At 41.2% G+C, this 15,516-nt stretch carries 11 protein-coding genes; 1 reads left to right on the top strand and 10 read right to left on the bottom strand.

What is annotated here, in order from left to right; genetic code table 11:
- Window positions 1–31 precede the first annotated feature (31 nt).
- Window positions 32–964, bottom strand: coding sequence for a malate dehydrogenase (gene mdh / locus A9479_RS14665; protein WP_064663826.1), 933 nt, complete (start codon window positions 962–964; stop codon window positions 32–34).
- A gap of 215 nt (window positions 965–1,179) precedes the next feature.
- On the opposite strand from mdh, the gene argR reads away from it, so the two are divergent.
- The gene (argR, locus tag A9479_RS14660) at window positions 1,180–1,647 is read left to right on the top strand and encodes a transcriptional regulator ArgR (RefSeq protein ID WP_008114955.1); all 468 of its coding nucleotides are present in this window, start codon (window positions 1,180–1,182) and stop codon (window positions 1,645–1,647) included.
- A 57-nt stretch (window positions 1,648–1,704) separates the two neighbouring features.
- Here argR and A9479_RS14655 read toward each other — a convergent pair whose 3' ends face one another.
- From A9479_RS14655 to pdhR, 9 genes are all read right to left on the bottom strand, one after another.
- Window positions 1,705–2,604 (bottom strand): Dyp-type peroxidase, encoded by a 900-nt coding sequence (locus A9479_RS14655; RefSeq protein WP_064663825.1) that lies wholly within the window; start codon window positions 2,602–2,604, stop codon window positions 1,705–1,707.
- A 39-nt stretch (window positions 2,605–2,643) separates the two neighbouring features.
- On the bottom strand, window positions 2,644–3,696 hold the full coding sequence (locus tag A9479_RS14650) for an ABC transporter ATP-binding protein (protein WP_064663824.1): 1,053 nt from the start codon (window positions 3,694–3,696) through the stop codon (window positions 2,644–2,646).
- Entirely contained in the window at window positions 3,697–5,328 is a 1,632-nt protein-coding gene (locus A9479_RS14645) for an iron ABC transporter permease (RefSeq protein WP_064663823.1), read from the bottom strand. It abuts the gene before it with no gap.
- The gene (locus A9479_RS14640; RefSeq protein ID WP_064663822.1) at window positions 5,328–6,332 is read right to left on the bottom strand and encodes a Fe(3+) ABC transporter substrate-binding protein; all 1,005 of its coding nucleotides are present in this window, start codon (window positions 6,330–6,332) and stop codon (window positions 5,328–5,330) included. Before A9479_RS14640 ends, A9479_RS14645 begins: the two co-directional genes overlap by 1 nt.
- 843 nt (window positions 6,333–7,175) lie before the next feature.
- Window positions 7,176–7,862, bottom strand: a complete 687-nt coding sequence (locus tag A9479_RS14635; protein ID WP_064663821.1) for a tRNA-uridine aminocarboxypropyltransferase — start codon at window positions 7,860–7,862, stop codon at window positions 7,176–7,178.
- Between the two features lie 296 nt (window positions 7,863–8,158).
- A complete protein-coding gene (gene lpdA / locus A9479_RS14630) occupies window positions 8,159–9,586 on the bottom strand; it encodes a dihydrolipoyl dehydrogenase (protein WP_013465928.1) in 1,428 nt (475 codons plus the stop codon).
- 163 nt (window positions 9,587–9,749) lie between these two features.
- Window positions 9,750–11,666 (bottom strand): pyruvate dehydrogenase complex dihydrolipoyllysine-residue acetyltransferase, encoded by a 1,917-nt coding sequence (aceF, locus tag A9479_RS14625; RefSeq protein WP_064663820.1) that lies wholly within the window; start codon window positions 11,664–11,666, stop codon window positions 9,750–9,752.
- A gap of 10 nt (window positions 11,667–11,676) precedes the next feature.
- Entirely contained in the window at window positions 11,677–14,343 is a 2,667-nt protein-coding gene (gene aceE / locus A9479_RS14620) for a pyruvate dehydrogenase (acetyl-transferring), homodimeric type (RefSeq protein WP_064663819.1), read from the bottom strand.
- Window positions 14,344–14,427: 84 nt separating this feature from the next.
- Window positions 14,428–15,177: a pyruvate dehydrogenase complex transcriptional repressor PdhR gene (pdhR, locus tag A9479_RS14615; RefSeq protein ID WP_008114937.1), complete on the bottom strand. Its 750-nt coding sequence runs from the start codon at window positions 15,175–15,177 to the stop codon at window positions 14,428–14,430.
- Between the last annotated feature and the right edge of the window lie 339 nt (window positions 15,178–15,516).

Here is a 15,516-nt window from a genome sequence, read left to right as displayed (position 1 = left end):
TGCAGGCTTTTTTATGGGTTAATTTTGGCTATTACGCCATAAAATCAACACCTTCTTTGATATCTTTTTTCAGCGTTTCAAGCATGTCATTTTTAGCTTGCTCTTCAAATGCGCTTAAAGTGCCGTAAGAAAGAATTTCTTCTACGCCATTTTTGCCTAAACGTACTGGGTGTGCAAAGTACTCTGCATCGCCATTTTCAACAGCAACGTATGCATAATCTACAATGTCTTCACCTTGTAAGCCTTTAACTAAAGACATACAAAAACGTGCTGCAGCAGCACCCATAGATAATGTTGCAGAACCACCGCCCGCTTTAGCATTAACTACTTCAGTACCTGCGTTTTGGATACGAGGAGTTAGTGTAGCTACTTCTTCATCAGTGAAAGTAACACCTTCAACTTGAGAAAGTAACGGTAGAATGGTTGTGCCTGAGTGGCCACCAATCACTGGTACTTTAACACTTGCTACGTCTACGCCTTTAAGTTCAGCAATAAACGCTTCAGAACGGATAACATCGAGTGTTGTAATACCAAATACACGCTTAGCATCGTAAGTACCTGCTTTTTTGAATACTTCAGCAACAATCGGTACAGTTCCATTAACTGGGTTAGTGATAATACCTACAAGCGCTTTAGGACAATTAGCAACAATGCCTTCTGCTAATGTTTTAATGATACCAGCGTTAACATTAAATAAATCTGCACGATCCATACCTGGCTTACGTGGCATACCCGCTGGGATTAAAACAATATCACAACCTGTTAATGCTTTATCTAGTGCATCTGCACCAAAACCTTCAACTTTTACATCTGTTGGGATATGAGAAAGGTCAACAGCAACACCAGGAACTACTGGCGCAACATCATATAGTGATAATTCTGAACCAGCTGGTAAGCCTGTTTTTAATAATAAAGACAACGCTTGACCGATACCACCTGCAGCACCTAATACAGCAACTTTCATTGGAATTCTCCGTGATTTGAGGAAGGAAATATTTGTGGTTTATAAGATAAAGAAATTAGCGACTAAAAACAAATTTATCCTGCCTATTTTAGCTATATTTTCGACCATAGTTGTAAACTTTGCTGTTTAAACGCAGCAAAACCTAAACAACTGCTGCATAAATATGCATTTTTGTGTAGAATTTGCAGTATCGACAACATAACTAATTAGACACTATGCAACCACAAGACAAACAAGAAGCATTGGTAAAAGCCTTTAAAGCACTTTTAAAAGAAGAGAATTTTGGCTCACAAGGCGAAATAGTTGACGCATTAAAAGAACAAGGCTTTGATAATATTAGCCAAAGTAAAGTGTCGCGGATGTTAAGTAAGTTTGGCGCGGTACGTACCCGCAATGCTAAACAAGAAATGGTGTACTGTTTACCTGCCGAAATGGGTGTACCAACAGCTAAAAGCCCGTTACGCCAGTTAGTTATTGACATTATGCATAACGAAATGATGATTATTATTCGCACCAGTCCTGGGGCTGCTCAGCTAATTGCCCGTTTACTTGACTCATTAGGTAAAGCAGATGGCGTATTAGGAACAATTGCCGGCGATGACACTATTTTTATTGCGCCAGCGAAAGTATCAGAAATAGACCTTACATTAGAGCGTGTGCGTATTTTGTTTGATACGGTTTAAACTCGTTTGGTTATCACTGTTACGGCTATACTAATACGTAGCCGTTACTGGCTTGTTTTATAGCTGCTTTAGAAATCGCACTGAGGGTGCAAAAAACGCAGAGCCCATATCTGCTTGAGTAAAATCAAGCCAATGGTCGTAATACTCCCCCTGCCCTAATCGGCTATTGAGTACTTTCTCGAACGCATCCCCTTTAGCCGAGCACGTAATCATTAACATCCCCTGCTCATACACGTCGCCATAAGGCATACTTTGATTTAGTAATAATGCTTGCCCCTGTTCATCTTTTAATTCACTTCGGGTTGCATGGCTGCTTTCAAGTGCGGGGCTTATTAGGGTATTGTCGAGACGAGTACGCCCCATTATTTGTTCTTGTTCTTGCAACGACATGTGCTGCCATAACGTTAAGTCATGCTTATAGCGCTGAACATGAATATAGCTGCCTTGATCTTCAAAGCTATCAGGCTTATTAACGAGGGCCGTAACCCGTTTTTGACGACCATGCGGGGTATCACCGGCATAAATAAAACCATTAAAATCACGGCCATCTAGAAAACGAAAATTACGAATTTGCTCCACCAGCTCAACATCAGGGTTGAAAAGTTTTAATATTTGCAATGCAAACAGGTGGTTTACATCTTCTCTGTCTGAGCGGATTTGCACAAATAAATCGCATGGCCTTGCACTCATCACAAAATCGCTATGGGTAATATTAGGAAAGCCTCGCAGCTCACTTGGCATATAATCAGGCAGAATGTGTGGCCAATATTGCGCGCCAATGGCGACCATACAAGAAAGCATAGATTCAGAGAACTGATCACTAAACTCATCTTCAATATCGCTCACTTTTTTAAGCTTAGCGCGAAGTAGTTCGTCGTGACCATCAAGTACATTAAAAAATAAGTGCAAACCGTGTAAGTTTGCTTCAGCACAAATCCCTGATTGCGCTTGCGCCATTGTTATTCCTTACTTTTTAGAGCAAAACACAGCGATTAATTACGATTCAAAAAAATTCACCGTGTGCGGTTTTATTTTTATTATAACCTGTTCATTAATTTCAAATGACTGGCCATACTCGGCTGCAACTTCTATTTCTTGCTCATCAATAACCACAGTGTATACATAAGCGGAGCCAATAAAGCGACTACTTAATATACTAACCCGCTCACATTGCTGTTGCGTATCGTTATTACTAACAAGTTCAAGTTGATGCGGACGCACATAAATTACGCCCTTATCCGCCACGCCATGCTGCTGTGGCTGTATTGATTCAACCACCCCAAACTGCGTTTGATATTCAGTGGCGGTTAATGCGGTGGCGCTTAAGTATATGCCCTGACCCAGAAACTCTGCAACCTCCTTTGAACGTGGTTTAGCAAAAAGCTGTTCTGGCGTACCTTGCTGCGCAATTTTACCTTGGTGCATAACCGCAAGCGTATCTGAAAAAGCAAACGCCTCTTCTTTTGAGTGAGTAACAAACACAGCCGATACTTGCTGCGCCTTAATAATGCGTCTAATGTCGGCAATTAACTCAAATCGTACTTGGGTATCAATATTAGAAAATGGCTCGTCAAGTAACAGTAAGCTAGGTTTATATGCTAATGCGCGTGCAATCGCTACTCGCTGCTGTTGCCCACCAGAGAGTTGATGAGGGAATCTATCGGCGCAGCCTACTAGGTGCACAAGCTTTAACATTTCATCCACGCGTGCGTGTTTATCTGCTTTGCTCATGCCGCTTAGCCCAAACGCAATATTATTAGCCACCGTTAAATGCGGAAATAACGCATAGTCTTGAAACATCATGCCAATATTACGATGCTCAGGTGAAACAAACGTATTAGCATCACTGACTAGCTTACCATCAATAAATACTTGCCCTTGTTTGGCTTCAATTAATCCTGCAATGGCTTTTAGTGTGGTGGTTTTACCGCAGCCACTAGCTCCGAGTAAACACACTATTTCGTCTTTACCTAAGGTTAAATCTAAATTATCTATCACCTTAGTCCCGTTATATGCATAGCTCACGCCTTGTAAAATCAAACTACTCATTTAGCTACGCTGCTCCATTGAACGGTTAATAAAATATAACGGAATAAACCCCACCACCACAATAAACAAAGCCGATATAGAGGCCAGCTCTAATTGTTCATCGCTTACATACTGAAACACATGAGTTGCTAAGCTTTCAAAATCAAAAGGCCTTAACAACAAAGCTGCGGGCAGCTCTTTCATACACTCAATAAATACCAATAAACCAGCGGTTAATAAGCCTCGGCGTAATAAAGGTAAGTGCACTAAGCATAATGTGCGCCCTTGGCTTTTTCCCATTGACTGGCTTGCCATATCAAGGGAGGGACTAATGCGTGAAAAGCTCGACTCAATAGCTCCGTGTGCAACGGCGTAAAACCGCACTATATAAGCAAAAATAATAGTGAGTAAGCTACCAGTAAGTAATAAGCCAATATCTAAATCATAAGGAGCTAAAGTGCGGTTAATAGTATTTTCTAATAGGGTGAGTGGCAACAATACCGCTATCGCTAATACTGTGCCGGGTAACGCATAGCCCGTACTTGCCAAACGCCCGGGTATTAATGGATTTGTTTGTTTAGCAATGCGCTGATAAAACACCACTAAAACACTCAGTATAATAGTCACCACACTGACTACAGCCGCCACTTTTAAACTTTGCCATGCATAGCTAAAAAACTCACTATTCCACGCTTGATCAAAATACATAACCGCGTATTTGAGCAATACAACCATTGGAATAATAAACGAAATAATTAAAATAAAGCTACAAAACCCCGTTGCTAGCCACGCAGATTTGCCTTTGAGGATATAAAGCGCTTCACTGTTCACACTCGATTGACGCTCAAATACAGCTTGGTTACGACGGCTAAAACGCTCGGTGATCAATGCTAAGAATAGCAGTAACAACATCACCCCTGAAATTTTTGCTGCCGCAGTTAATGAGTAATAACCAAACCAAGTATCGTATACTGCGGTGGTTAATGTACTGACTGCAAAGTAGCTAACGGTAGCAAAATCAGCCATGGTTTCCATGCTGATCAAAGCCAGCGCAGCAACAATAGCACCACGAGAAAGCACTAGGCTTACTTTAAAAAAGCTTTTCCATGCACTTAATCCCATTAATTGGCTTGCTTGAACTAATTTAAAGGATTGTTCACGTAGTGCGGTTTTAAAAATTAAATATAAATACGGGTAGAGTACCAGCGCAATCATGATGATAGCCCCTGGCAAAGTGCGTATATCAAAAAACCAGTAATCATTGGGTGATTGCCAACCAAACCATTCTCTTAGTGTTATTTGTATCGGCCCCGCGTAGTCGAGTAAATCCGTGTACACATAAGCAATAATATAGGTAGGCATGGCAAGCGGCAGCATCAGTGCCCATTCAAACTGTTGTTTGCCAGGAAAACGGCAATAAGCGGTGAGCCAACCCAGTGGCAACGCAATCAGACAGCTAAGTAACCCTACACCTAAAACCAGCAATACGGTATTACTTATATAGTCCCACAGCACGGTATTCCACAGGTGAGTAAATACCTCTGAGTCGCCTTGTAAAGATTCTACTAGCAGAAAAAACAACGGGGTCGACAGTAATAACCCTGTCGACCACGCAATAAGCTGCCACTTCGACAGCTGAAATTTATAAGTCATTAAAGATCGAACTTCACCTCATCAATTAGCTTAAGGGCTAACGGACGATATTTGCTAATTTCATCAAGCGGTAAGCTGTCTTCCTTAAAGCTTCCCCATGATGCAACCAAACTTGAAAGCTTAACACCTGGCTTGACCGGGTACTCCATATTGAGCGAGGCATACATATTTTGCGCCTTATTGTCGGTCATATACTCTATAAGTTTCAAGGCATTTTCAGGGTTTTTAGCATACTTAGTAATTACCGCACCCGATACGTTAATATGCGAACCACGGTTAGTTTGGTTTGGAAAATTAATATTAACCGCATCTGCCCACGGTTTTTGCGCTTCATCTTGCAACATTTTACCTAAGTAGTAACTGTTACCTAAAGCTAAATTACATAAACCTTCTTTAACGGCTTTCACTTGCGCACGATCATTTCCCTGCGGCTTACGCGCTAAATTCGCTTTTACACCCTCCAGCCATGTTTTAGTCTGGACTTCACCATGATGAGCAATCATAGAAGCCACTAACCCTAAGTTATAAGGGTGTTTACCAGAGCGAGTACAAATTTGACCTTTATATTCAGGTGCAGCTAAATCTTCATAACTCAGCTCAGGTAATGGACCTAAACGCTCTTTTGAAGAGTAAACATTTCGCACTCGCTTAGTGAGCGCCACCCACTGACCATCGCCATCACGAAATGCAGCCGGCACATTATTATTAACCTGCTCACTATCAATAGTTTGCGTTAGCTTTAGCTCTTCTAACTGAATTAACGCACTAAAGTTAGACGTTAAAACTAAATCTGCTTTACTGTGTTTGCCTTCACGCTTAACACGCTCGATTAGGCCTTTTTTAGCAAACACAACATTAGTTTTAATACCTGTTTGCTGTGTAAAATCATCTAAAATAGGTTTAATTAAAAAAGGTTGTCTAAATGAGTAAATATTCACAACATCGGTTGCAACTGCAGGTGCTGAGATAATTAACCCAACAACAAGCGCGAGTGTTTTTTTCATATTTTCTTACCTGACTAATAATTATTATCATTAATTTTACCGCGATGAACTAAAAAGTGCACACTTTATATAATTACTTAGTGATAAATACGCCCAAAAAAGAAAACCCCTGTAAGATATCTCTTACGCTTATGACAGCAAATGAGTAAAAACACCCTGCACAACACCCTAAAAACAAACTAAGCTATTGTATTTTAAGTTATTTAAATATATTTCATTTGTAAGAACATAAACCATAAGCGGTTTTATCCTACATTTACTGCAAATCACTCTCTATAATTAACCCATAAATAAGCAACGACGCTTACCGAGTAAATGGAAACGGATTAACTACTCGAATACCAAGGTTTGGTTTTTAGGATAACAGGGATTTAAGGACAGGCTCAGGATGAGTATCGCAATGGATTGTTGCACAAGGGATAGCATCAGGATGATGCATAATGGATAACAACAGCGGAATAGTTGTTTATAAAGGATAGGGAACAAAAAGGACAGGCCTTAAAGGCAACACAACGGAATGGTAACAAAGGGAATGCACTCGGATGTGCAATAAGGATTGGTAATAGATTTTACCTTACAGGATGTTTTAGGGATTTATGGAGACAGGCCCGGATAGCCTATATTACATAGAACTAGAAAGTAATATTGTAATAACACGGATCGTAAAAATTGGAGTTGATTAGGTTCAATTGCAGGATGCAACAAAGTTAGAAGATTCCGCAAGCGCGACTAGAGATGGTTCGCGCTTTTCTTTTGCCTGAAAGTCAGCGGTCAGCCAAATTATATATGTTTAGGCTATACTCAAGCGTAAAATTCAGCTTTTTCGTATTAATACCCTGCACTTTATTCGGGCCTGCCTTTGTTACGCTTACCAAGTAAATAAGCGTCGCGAAACTTAATAAAATGCTGCTCTAATTTAGTGCTCGCATCAACTTCACCAGCCAATGCTAATACCATAATAGCTACTTCTGCCGTTCCTAACTGATGAGCATGAGGCGCTACACGTAATCGGTAATCTGAGAGTTTTTCTGCGGTAATAGAAAGCACAGGTAAGTTATCTAAATAAGGACTCTTACGAATCATTTTTTTAGCTTCTCGCCATGTACCATCTAAAAATATAAACAATGGCTGTTTACCTGCATGCGTTTCAACCTGGCTTACCACCCTATCAGTTTCAACATCTTCAGCCGGAAAAATCACAAAAGGCTGATATTTATCATTATTCAACAATGCTAATAAAGCAGGATCTGGGGAGGTTCTATCCCAACGAAACGCATGATTATCAGGGATAATTTCAGCAATTAAACGCCCTGTATTAGACGGTTTAAAACTTTCATTGTGATACATAAGTAAGCATACTGCAGCGCTACAGCTTGCGTACTCAGCGCCCTCACAAATACAGTAATGCTTGGCAATTAAGCATTGATCACAACGATCCATTTTTCCACCACGGGCATTAAACTCACGTCGAGATTCACTTATTTGCTGGGCACGTAATGCTAAAACTGAATTTTTTAAACTCTGGGTCACTGTGGTTTATTACCTATAAATTGATGGCTGCGCATTGTAGCTAAAATAAAAGGGAATAGATATCAGCTATCAGCTATCAGCTATCAGCTATCAGCTATCAGCTATCAGCTATCAGCTATCAGCTATCAGCTACAAAATTTTGCTCATATTAACTTAAGTGTCAAGGGAGCTTGTCTTTACTGAAGGCTGACGGCTGACGGCTGACGGCTGACGGCTGACGGCTGACGGCTGACGGCTATAAAAACAAAAAACCCAAGCCGAGGCTTGGGTTTTTTATCGCGATTAACTAAAAGAAATTACTTCTTCTTTTTAACTGCTTTTTTGTTTGGTAAATCAGTAATTGAACCTTCAAAAATTTCAGCAGCAAGGCCGATTGATTCGTTCAATGTTGGGTGAGCATGAATTGTTAGCGCTAGGTCTTCACCATCTGCACCCATTTCAATACCTAGACCGATTTCGCCCAGCATTTCGCCTGCGTTAATACCAATCATAGCACCACCGATAATACGGCCGCTTTCTTTATCAAAAATAAGCTTAGTAGAACCTTCAGTACGTGAAGAAGCAATAGCACGACCCGATGCAGCCCAAGGGAATACAGCTGTTTCAATGCTTAAACCTTGCTCTTTCGCTTCTTTTTCAGTTACACCCGCCCATGCAATTTCAGGGTCAGTATAAGCAATTGAAGGAATACACTTAGGATCAAAGTAATGTTTTTGACCAGAGATAACTTCTGCTGCAACATGGCCTTCATGAACCGCTTTATGCGCAAGCATAGGTTGACCCACTAAGTCACCAATCGCAAAAATATGTTCTACGTTAGTACGTAATTGCTTATCAACGTTAATAAAACCACGCTCATCAACATTCACACCCGCTTTATCAGCGTCTAACATGTTACCATTTGGTGTACGACCTACAGCAACAAGTACTTTGTCGTAACGTACTGGCTCTGCCGGTGCATTTTTGCCTTCAAACGTAACATATAAACCGTCGTCTTTTGCTTCAACGCCAGTTACTTTAGTTGAAAGCATTACATTAAACTTGTCTTTAACATGCTTTTGGTAAATTTTAATGATGTCTTTATCAGCAGCAGGAACAAGTTGGTCTGCAAATTCTACAACATCAATTGCAGAACCTAGTGCACGGTAAACCGTACCCATTTCAAGACCGATAATACCACCACCTAAAACAAGTAGCTTTTCAGGAACATCTTTAAGCTCTAGCGCGCCCGTTGAATCAATAACGCGATCATCCTCAGGGATGAAAGGTAAGTTTACAGGTTTAGAACCCGCAGCAATAATTGCGTTATCAAAGGTAATGGTTGTTTTACCGTCAGCGCCTTCAACATCTAAAGTGTTGCTACCAGTAAATTTACCGTAACCAGATACAACTTTTACTTTACGCATTTTAGCCATGCCGTCTAAGCCACCTGTAAGCTGGCCAACAACAGACTCTTTCCAAGAACGAACTTCATCTAAGTCAATTTTTGGTGCGCCAAAAGTAACGCCGTGAGATGACATTTCTGCAGCATCATCAATCACTTTAGCTACGTGTAAAAGTGCTTTAGAAGGAATACAACCAACATTAAGACATACACCGCCTAATGTCTCGCGAGATTCTACTAATGTAACTTCTAAGCCCAAGTCAGCAGCGCGAAAAGCCGCAGAGTAACCACCAGGACCACCGCCTAGTACAACAACTTGAGTTTTTAATTCGTTGCTCATGCTATTACCTTTATTGTTTGAACGGGACACAGCCCCAAAATTTAACTGCCATGTTTCTGCAAGGCAGAAAAGGGCATTTGTGCAAATATTGTATCATTGCAAATGATAAAAATCCCAGCTAAAAACAACTGGCTGGGATTTGATTTTACTCACTCTGTAGTGATCACATCACTAACTGGCGTATATCACTCATGTAACTTGCAAGAGTAACAGTAAAGCGTGCAGCAAGTGCACCGTCAATCACTCTATGGTCGTAAGACATTGAAAGTGGAACCATTAGCTTAGGCTCAAACTCTTTACCATTCCACTTAGGCTTCATTTCAGATTTTGACACACCTAAAATTGCCACCTCAGGCGCATTCACAATCGGCGTAAATGCCGTACCACCAATGCCACCTAGGCTTGAAATAGTAAAACAACCACCTTGCATATCTGATGAACTTAACTTGCCATCACGTGCTTTAACAGATACTTCCATTAGTTCACGAGAGAGTTCAATAATGCCTTTTTTATCAACATCTTTGAACACTGGTACAACTAAGCCATTAGGCGTATCAACCGCTACACCAATATTAATGTACTTTTTAAGAATTAAGCTTTCGCCATCCTCTGAAAGCGATGAGTTAAATGTCGGGAACTCAGCAAGCGCTTTAGCTGCTGCTTTCATTACAAACACGAGTGGCGTAATTTTAACACCCAGCTTTTTCTTCTCGTTAAGCGCGTTTTGCTCTTTACGGAACTGCTCAAGGCTCGTGATATCCGCTTCATCAAACTGGGTAACATGGGGGATTTGTACCCAGTTACGGTGTAAGTTTTTACCTGACAGCTTTTGAATACGAGAGAGTTTTTTCTCTTCTATTTCACCAAACTTAGCAAAATCAACTTTTGGCCATGGAATTAAACCAAGCTCACCGCCACCCGCATTGCCTTTAGCTGCTGGTACTTGACCAGACTCAACTTGCTTAACCAGTTGCTTAACATAGTTTTGCACGTCTTCTTTAACAACACGGTTTTTACGGCCCGTGCCTTTAACGTTGGCAAGGTTAATACCAAACTCACGTGCTAAACGGCGAACCACTGGCGATGCATGTGCATAAGCGCTATTGTTTTCAAAGCTTTCAGGGCTTGCTTTAGCAGATGATGCTGCTGGTTTTGACTCAGCCTGAGCTGCCGGCTTAGATTCTGTTTTAGGCGCTGGTGCTGATTTTTCTGCAGGTGCTGCAGCTGGTGCACTACCCGCCACTTCAAATACAAAAATCAATGAGCCAGTTTTAACTTTATCGCCAGTCGCTACTTTAATCTCTTTAACAGTACCTGCAAACGGCGCCGGTACTTCCATAGCTGCTTTGTCGCCTTCAACGTTTAAGATAGATTGCTCTTCTTCTACGCTATCGCCAACCGCAACCATAACTTCTGTTACTTCAACTTCGTCATCACCAATATCAGGCACGCTAACTTCTTTAGTGCTTGATGCCGATGCTTGTTCAGCAGGCTTCTCTTGTGCTTTTGAATCAGCTGTAGGGGCACTTTGGTTATCACCACCTGACACTTCAAAAACAAATACTAATGAACCCGTTTTCACTTTGTCACCAGTATTTACTTTAATTTCTTTTACTGTACCGGCAAAGGGTGCAGGTACTTCCATTGCCGCTTTGTCGCCTTCAACGTTTAAGATAGATTGCTCTTCTTCTACGCTATCACCAACTGCAACCATAATTTCAGTTACTTCAACTTCGTCATCACCAATATCTGGCACAGTGACTTCTTTGGTTGATGAAGCCGATGACGCAGCAGGTGCTGCTTCCTCGGTTTTTTCAGCTTCTTTAGAGTCAGCAGCAGAGTCTTGCGCTTCACCTTCAAAGATGAACACTAAAGTGCCAGTGGTAACAGTGTCACCCACATTTACTTTAATTTCTTTTACCGTACCGGCTTGTTCAGCAGGTACTTCCATCGCAGCTTTATCACCTTCAACACTTAATAGTGATTGGTCAACTTCAACTTTATCGCCAACGCTCACTAGTATTTCGGTTACTTCTACTTCATCGCCACCGATATCAGGTACTTTAATTTCAATACTCATTGCAAACCTCTTATGCGTACAGTGGATTTAGTTTGTTCGTGTCGATGTTGAATTTTTTAATTGCTTCAACAACCACTGACTTTTCAACTTCACCACGTTTAGCAAGTTCAGATAATGTCGCAACTACCACGTAGCTTGCGTTAACTTCAAAGTGACGACGTAGGTTTTCACGGCTGTCTGAACGACCGTAACCATCTGTACCCAATACTTTGTAGTTATTGCTTGGAATAAATGAACGCGCTTGTTCTGCGTAGTTTTTCATGTAATCCGTTGCAGCAACAGTTACTGAATCATTTAATACGCTAGTGATGTATGGCGTTTTTTGCTCGCTTTCTGGGTTAAGCATGTTGAAACGTTCAACATCTTGTCCATCACGGGTAAGTTCATTGAATGAAGTTACTGAGTAAACATCAGACGCAATACCAAACTCTTCGCTTAAAATTGCCGCAGCTTTACGCACTTCAGTCATGATAGTACCTGAGCTTAATAGCTGTACGTTGGCTTTTTTACCTTCGTAGCTTTCTAGCTTGTAGATACCTTTACGAATACCTTCTTCAGCGCCTTCTGGCATTGCTGGCTGATGGTAATTTTCGTTCATTAGCGTTAGATAGTAGTAAATGTTTTCTTGCTCTTCACCGTACATACGACGAATACCGTCTTGCACGATAACCGCTACTTCAAATGCATAAGTAGGATCGTAAGAAATACAGTTAGGTACTGTGTTTGCAAGAATGTGGCTGTGGCCATCTTCATGCTGTAAGCCTTCACCATTTAGCGTTGTACGACCCGCTGTAGCACCTAATAAGAAACCACGTGCTTGTTGATCCCCAGCCATCCATGCCATGTCACCAACACGTTGGAAACCAAACATAGAGTAGTAAATGTAGAATGGGATCATCGGTAAGTCGTTGGTACTGTAAGATGTTGCAGCAGCAACCCATGACGACATTGCACCTAGCTCGTTAATCCCTTCTTGTAATACCTGCCCTGAGGTTGCTTCTTTATAGTAAGAAACAATATCACGGTCTTGAGGGGTGTAATTTTGGCCATGTGGGTTGTAAATACCGATTTGACGGAATAAACCTTCCATACCAAAAGTACGTGCTTCATCGGCAATAATTGGCACAATATTTTTACCAATACCTTTATCTTTTAATAAGATATTAAGTGCACGTACAAAGCCCATAGTGGTTGAAATATCACGTTTTTGCTCTTCAAGTAATGGCTTGAACGCATCTACTTCTGGTAACTGTAACTTTTCAGAGAACTTGGCAATACGTGTTGGCGTGTAACCTTGTAGGGCCTCACGACGCGCATGAAGGTACTTGTACTCTGGAGAATCTTTTTCAAGCTCTAAGTATGGTAGCTCTTTTAATTGCTCTTCTGATACTAAATCATCTAAGCCTAAACGTGAGCGTAAGTGAGCCACATGCGACATATCCATTTTCTTAACTTGGTGCGCAATGTTTTTACCTTCTGCTGCTTCACCCATGCCGTAACCTTTTACTGTTTTAGCAAGGATTACTGTTGGACGACCTTTCGTCTCTTCTGCTTTTTTAAATGCAGCAAACAGTTTTGAAGGCTCATGACCACCGCGCTTAAGGGCGAAAATTTCTTCATCGGTCATATCAGCAACAAGCGCTGCTGTTTCTGGGTAACGACCAAAGAAATGTTCACGTACGTAGGCGCCATCTTTTGCTTTATATGTTTGGTAATCACCATCAACAGTTTCGTTCATTAACTGTAGTAATTTACCTGTGGTGTCTTTAGCAAGCAGAATATCCCAACCGCTGCCCCAAACAAGTTTAATAACATTCCAGCCAGCGCCTTTAAATAGGCCTTCTAGCTCTTGAATGATTTTACCGTTACCCATTACAGGGCCATCTAAGCGCTGTAGGTTACAGTTAATCAAGTAACATAGGTTATCTAGCTTTTCACGGGCAGCAAAAGAAATAGCACCACGTGATTCTGGCTCATCCATTTCACCATCACCTAAAAACGCATATACACGTTGGTTTTTAGTGTCTTTTAAGCCACGGCCATCTAAGTACTTTAAGAAACGCGCTTGGTAAATTGAAGAAATTGGACCTAAGCCCATAGATACCGTTGGGAACTGCCAAAACTCAGGCATTAATTTAGGATGAGGGTAAGAAGGTAGGCCTTTACCATCTACTTCCTGACGGAAATTATCAAGCTGTTCAGCACTTAAACGCCCTTCAACAAATGCACGCGCATAAATACCCGGAGAAATATGACCTTGGTAATAAACTAAATCGCCACCATCAACATCATTTGGCGCTTTAAAGAAATGATTAAAACACACTTCATAAAATGCAGCAGACGATTGGTAAGACGCCATATGGCCGCCTAAGTCGAGATCTTTTTTCGATGCACGCAATACAATCATAATCGCGTTCCAGCGAATAATTGAACGAATACGGCGCTCAAGATTTACATCACCAGGGTAGGCAGGTTCTTGATCAACCGGAATCGTATTAACGTAGTTTGTGTTAATGCCTGTTGGCATATCAACACCGTCTAAACGGGCTTGCTCTAACACTTGCTCAAGTAAAAACTGAGCTCGTTCAACACCTTCTTCGCGCACAACCGATTCAAGAGCTTGTAACCACTCTTGTGTTTCTAGCGCGTCTACGTCAATTTTATTGACTTCAGACATATGGAGGTTTCCTTATGTTTAAAATACTAATTTTATGTATTGAATACTTCACTGTTAACTCAAGTTAACAGTGAATGTACTTGCTTAATTTTGTTTGGTGCGTCTCAAACTACGTTCAATTCGCGAGTGCTCTTTACCCGCTTCAAGCAATGCTTCTTCAATATAGGCTAAATGCGCATTACTCGCTAAGCGAGCTTGTTCAGGATTACCGTCAATCACTGCATCCATTAATAAGCGTCTATGCTCGGCTAATTGGCTGCTTATATCTGACTTTTTAAGTAACACCGTTAAATTTTGTAAAACATTCTGCTCAAGTAAGCTTTGCATCCCTCTTACTAAATGCAGTAACACTACGTTATGAGACGCCTCAGCGATGCAAAAATGAAAGTCATTAATCGCTTTGGCTTTTTGCTTTAATTCATCTTTAGCTAATGCAATCTGATCAAAGCTCTGTTTTACTTTTGCAAAATCGTTACTTGTTCCGCGAAGTGCTGCGTAATAAGCCGCAATTCCCTCTAGCGCATGACGAAATTCTAATAAATCAAATTGCGATTCGGGGTGTTTACTGATCAAATCAAACAACGGATCAGTCAGCCCCTCCTCCAATTGATTTTTTACATACGTTCCACCACCTTGACGACGGGTTACGAGCCCTTTTGCCTCAAGCTTTTGAATGGCTTCACGCAACGACGGACGCGACACTTCAAATTGCTTGGCGAGTTCACGCTCCGGTGGTAACTTTTCTCCTGGTGCTAACGACCCCTCAAGAATCATGTTCTCAAGTTGTTGTAAAATAACATCAGATAATTTTGCCGCTTTAATTTTTAAAGACATCAATCAACGTCCGCGTTGTATAAGTGCTAGCAGCCCATTAAAGAAGGCTTTTAACTGAATGACCTGACCAAAAGGTAAATTGGTCATACCAAATTTTGCCATACGTTATCAAAAACCGTAATTACTGTCAATTTACAGCAGTTTTAAAGCCCTAAGGCCAGCGTAACGTAATTTAAACAAAGTTCAAATAATACACAGAATGCAGAGGATAAAGAAAGGTTAATAAGATGAAAAACAAATGGTCAGACCAGCTAATTTGGGTTTTCGGATTCGGGGTTCGGGGTTCGGGGTTCGGGGTTCGGGGTTCGGGGTTCGGGGTTCGGGGTTCGGGGTTCGGGG

It is taken from the genome of Pseudoalteromonas sp. MQS005, assembly GCF_001661605.1.
GTDB lineage: Bacteria > Pseudomonadota > Gammaproteobacteria > Enterobacterales > Alteromonadaceae > Pseudoalteromonas > Pseudoalteromonas tetraodonis.
This window is presented reverse-complemented; position numbering and strand designations above follow the sequence as displayed.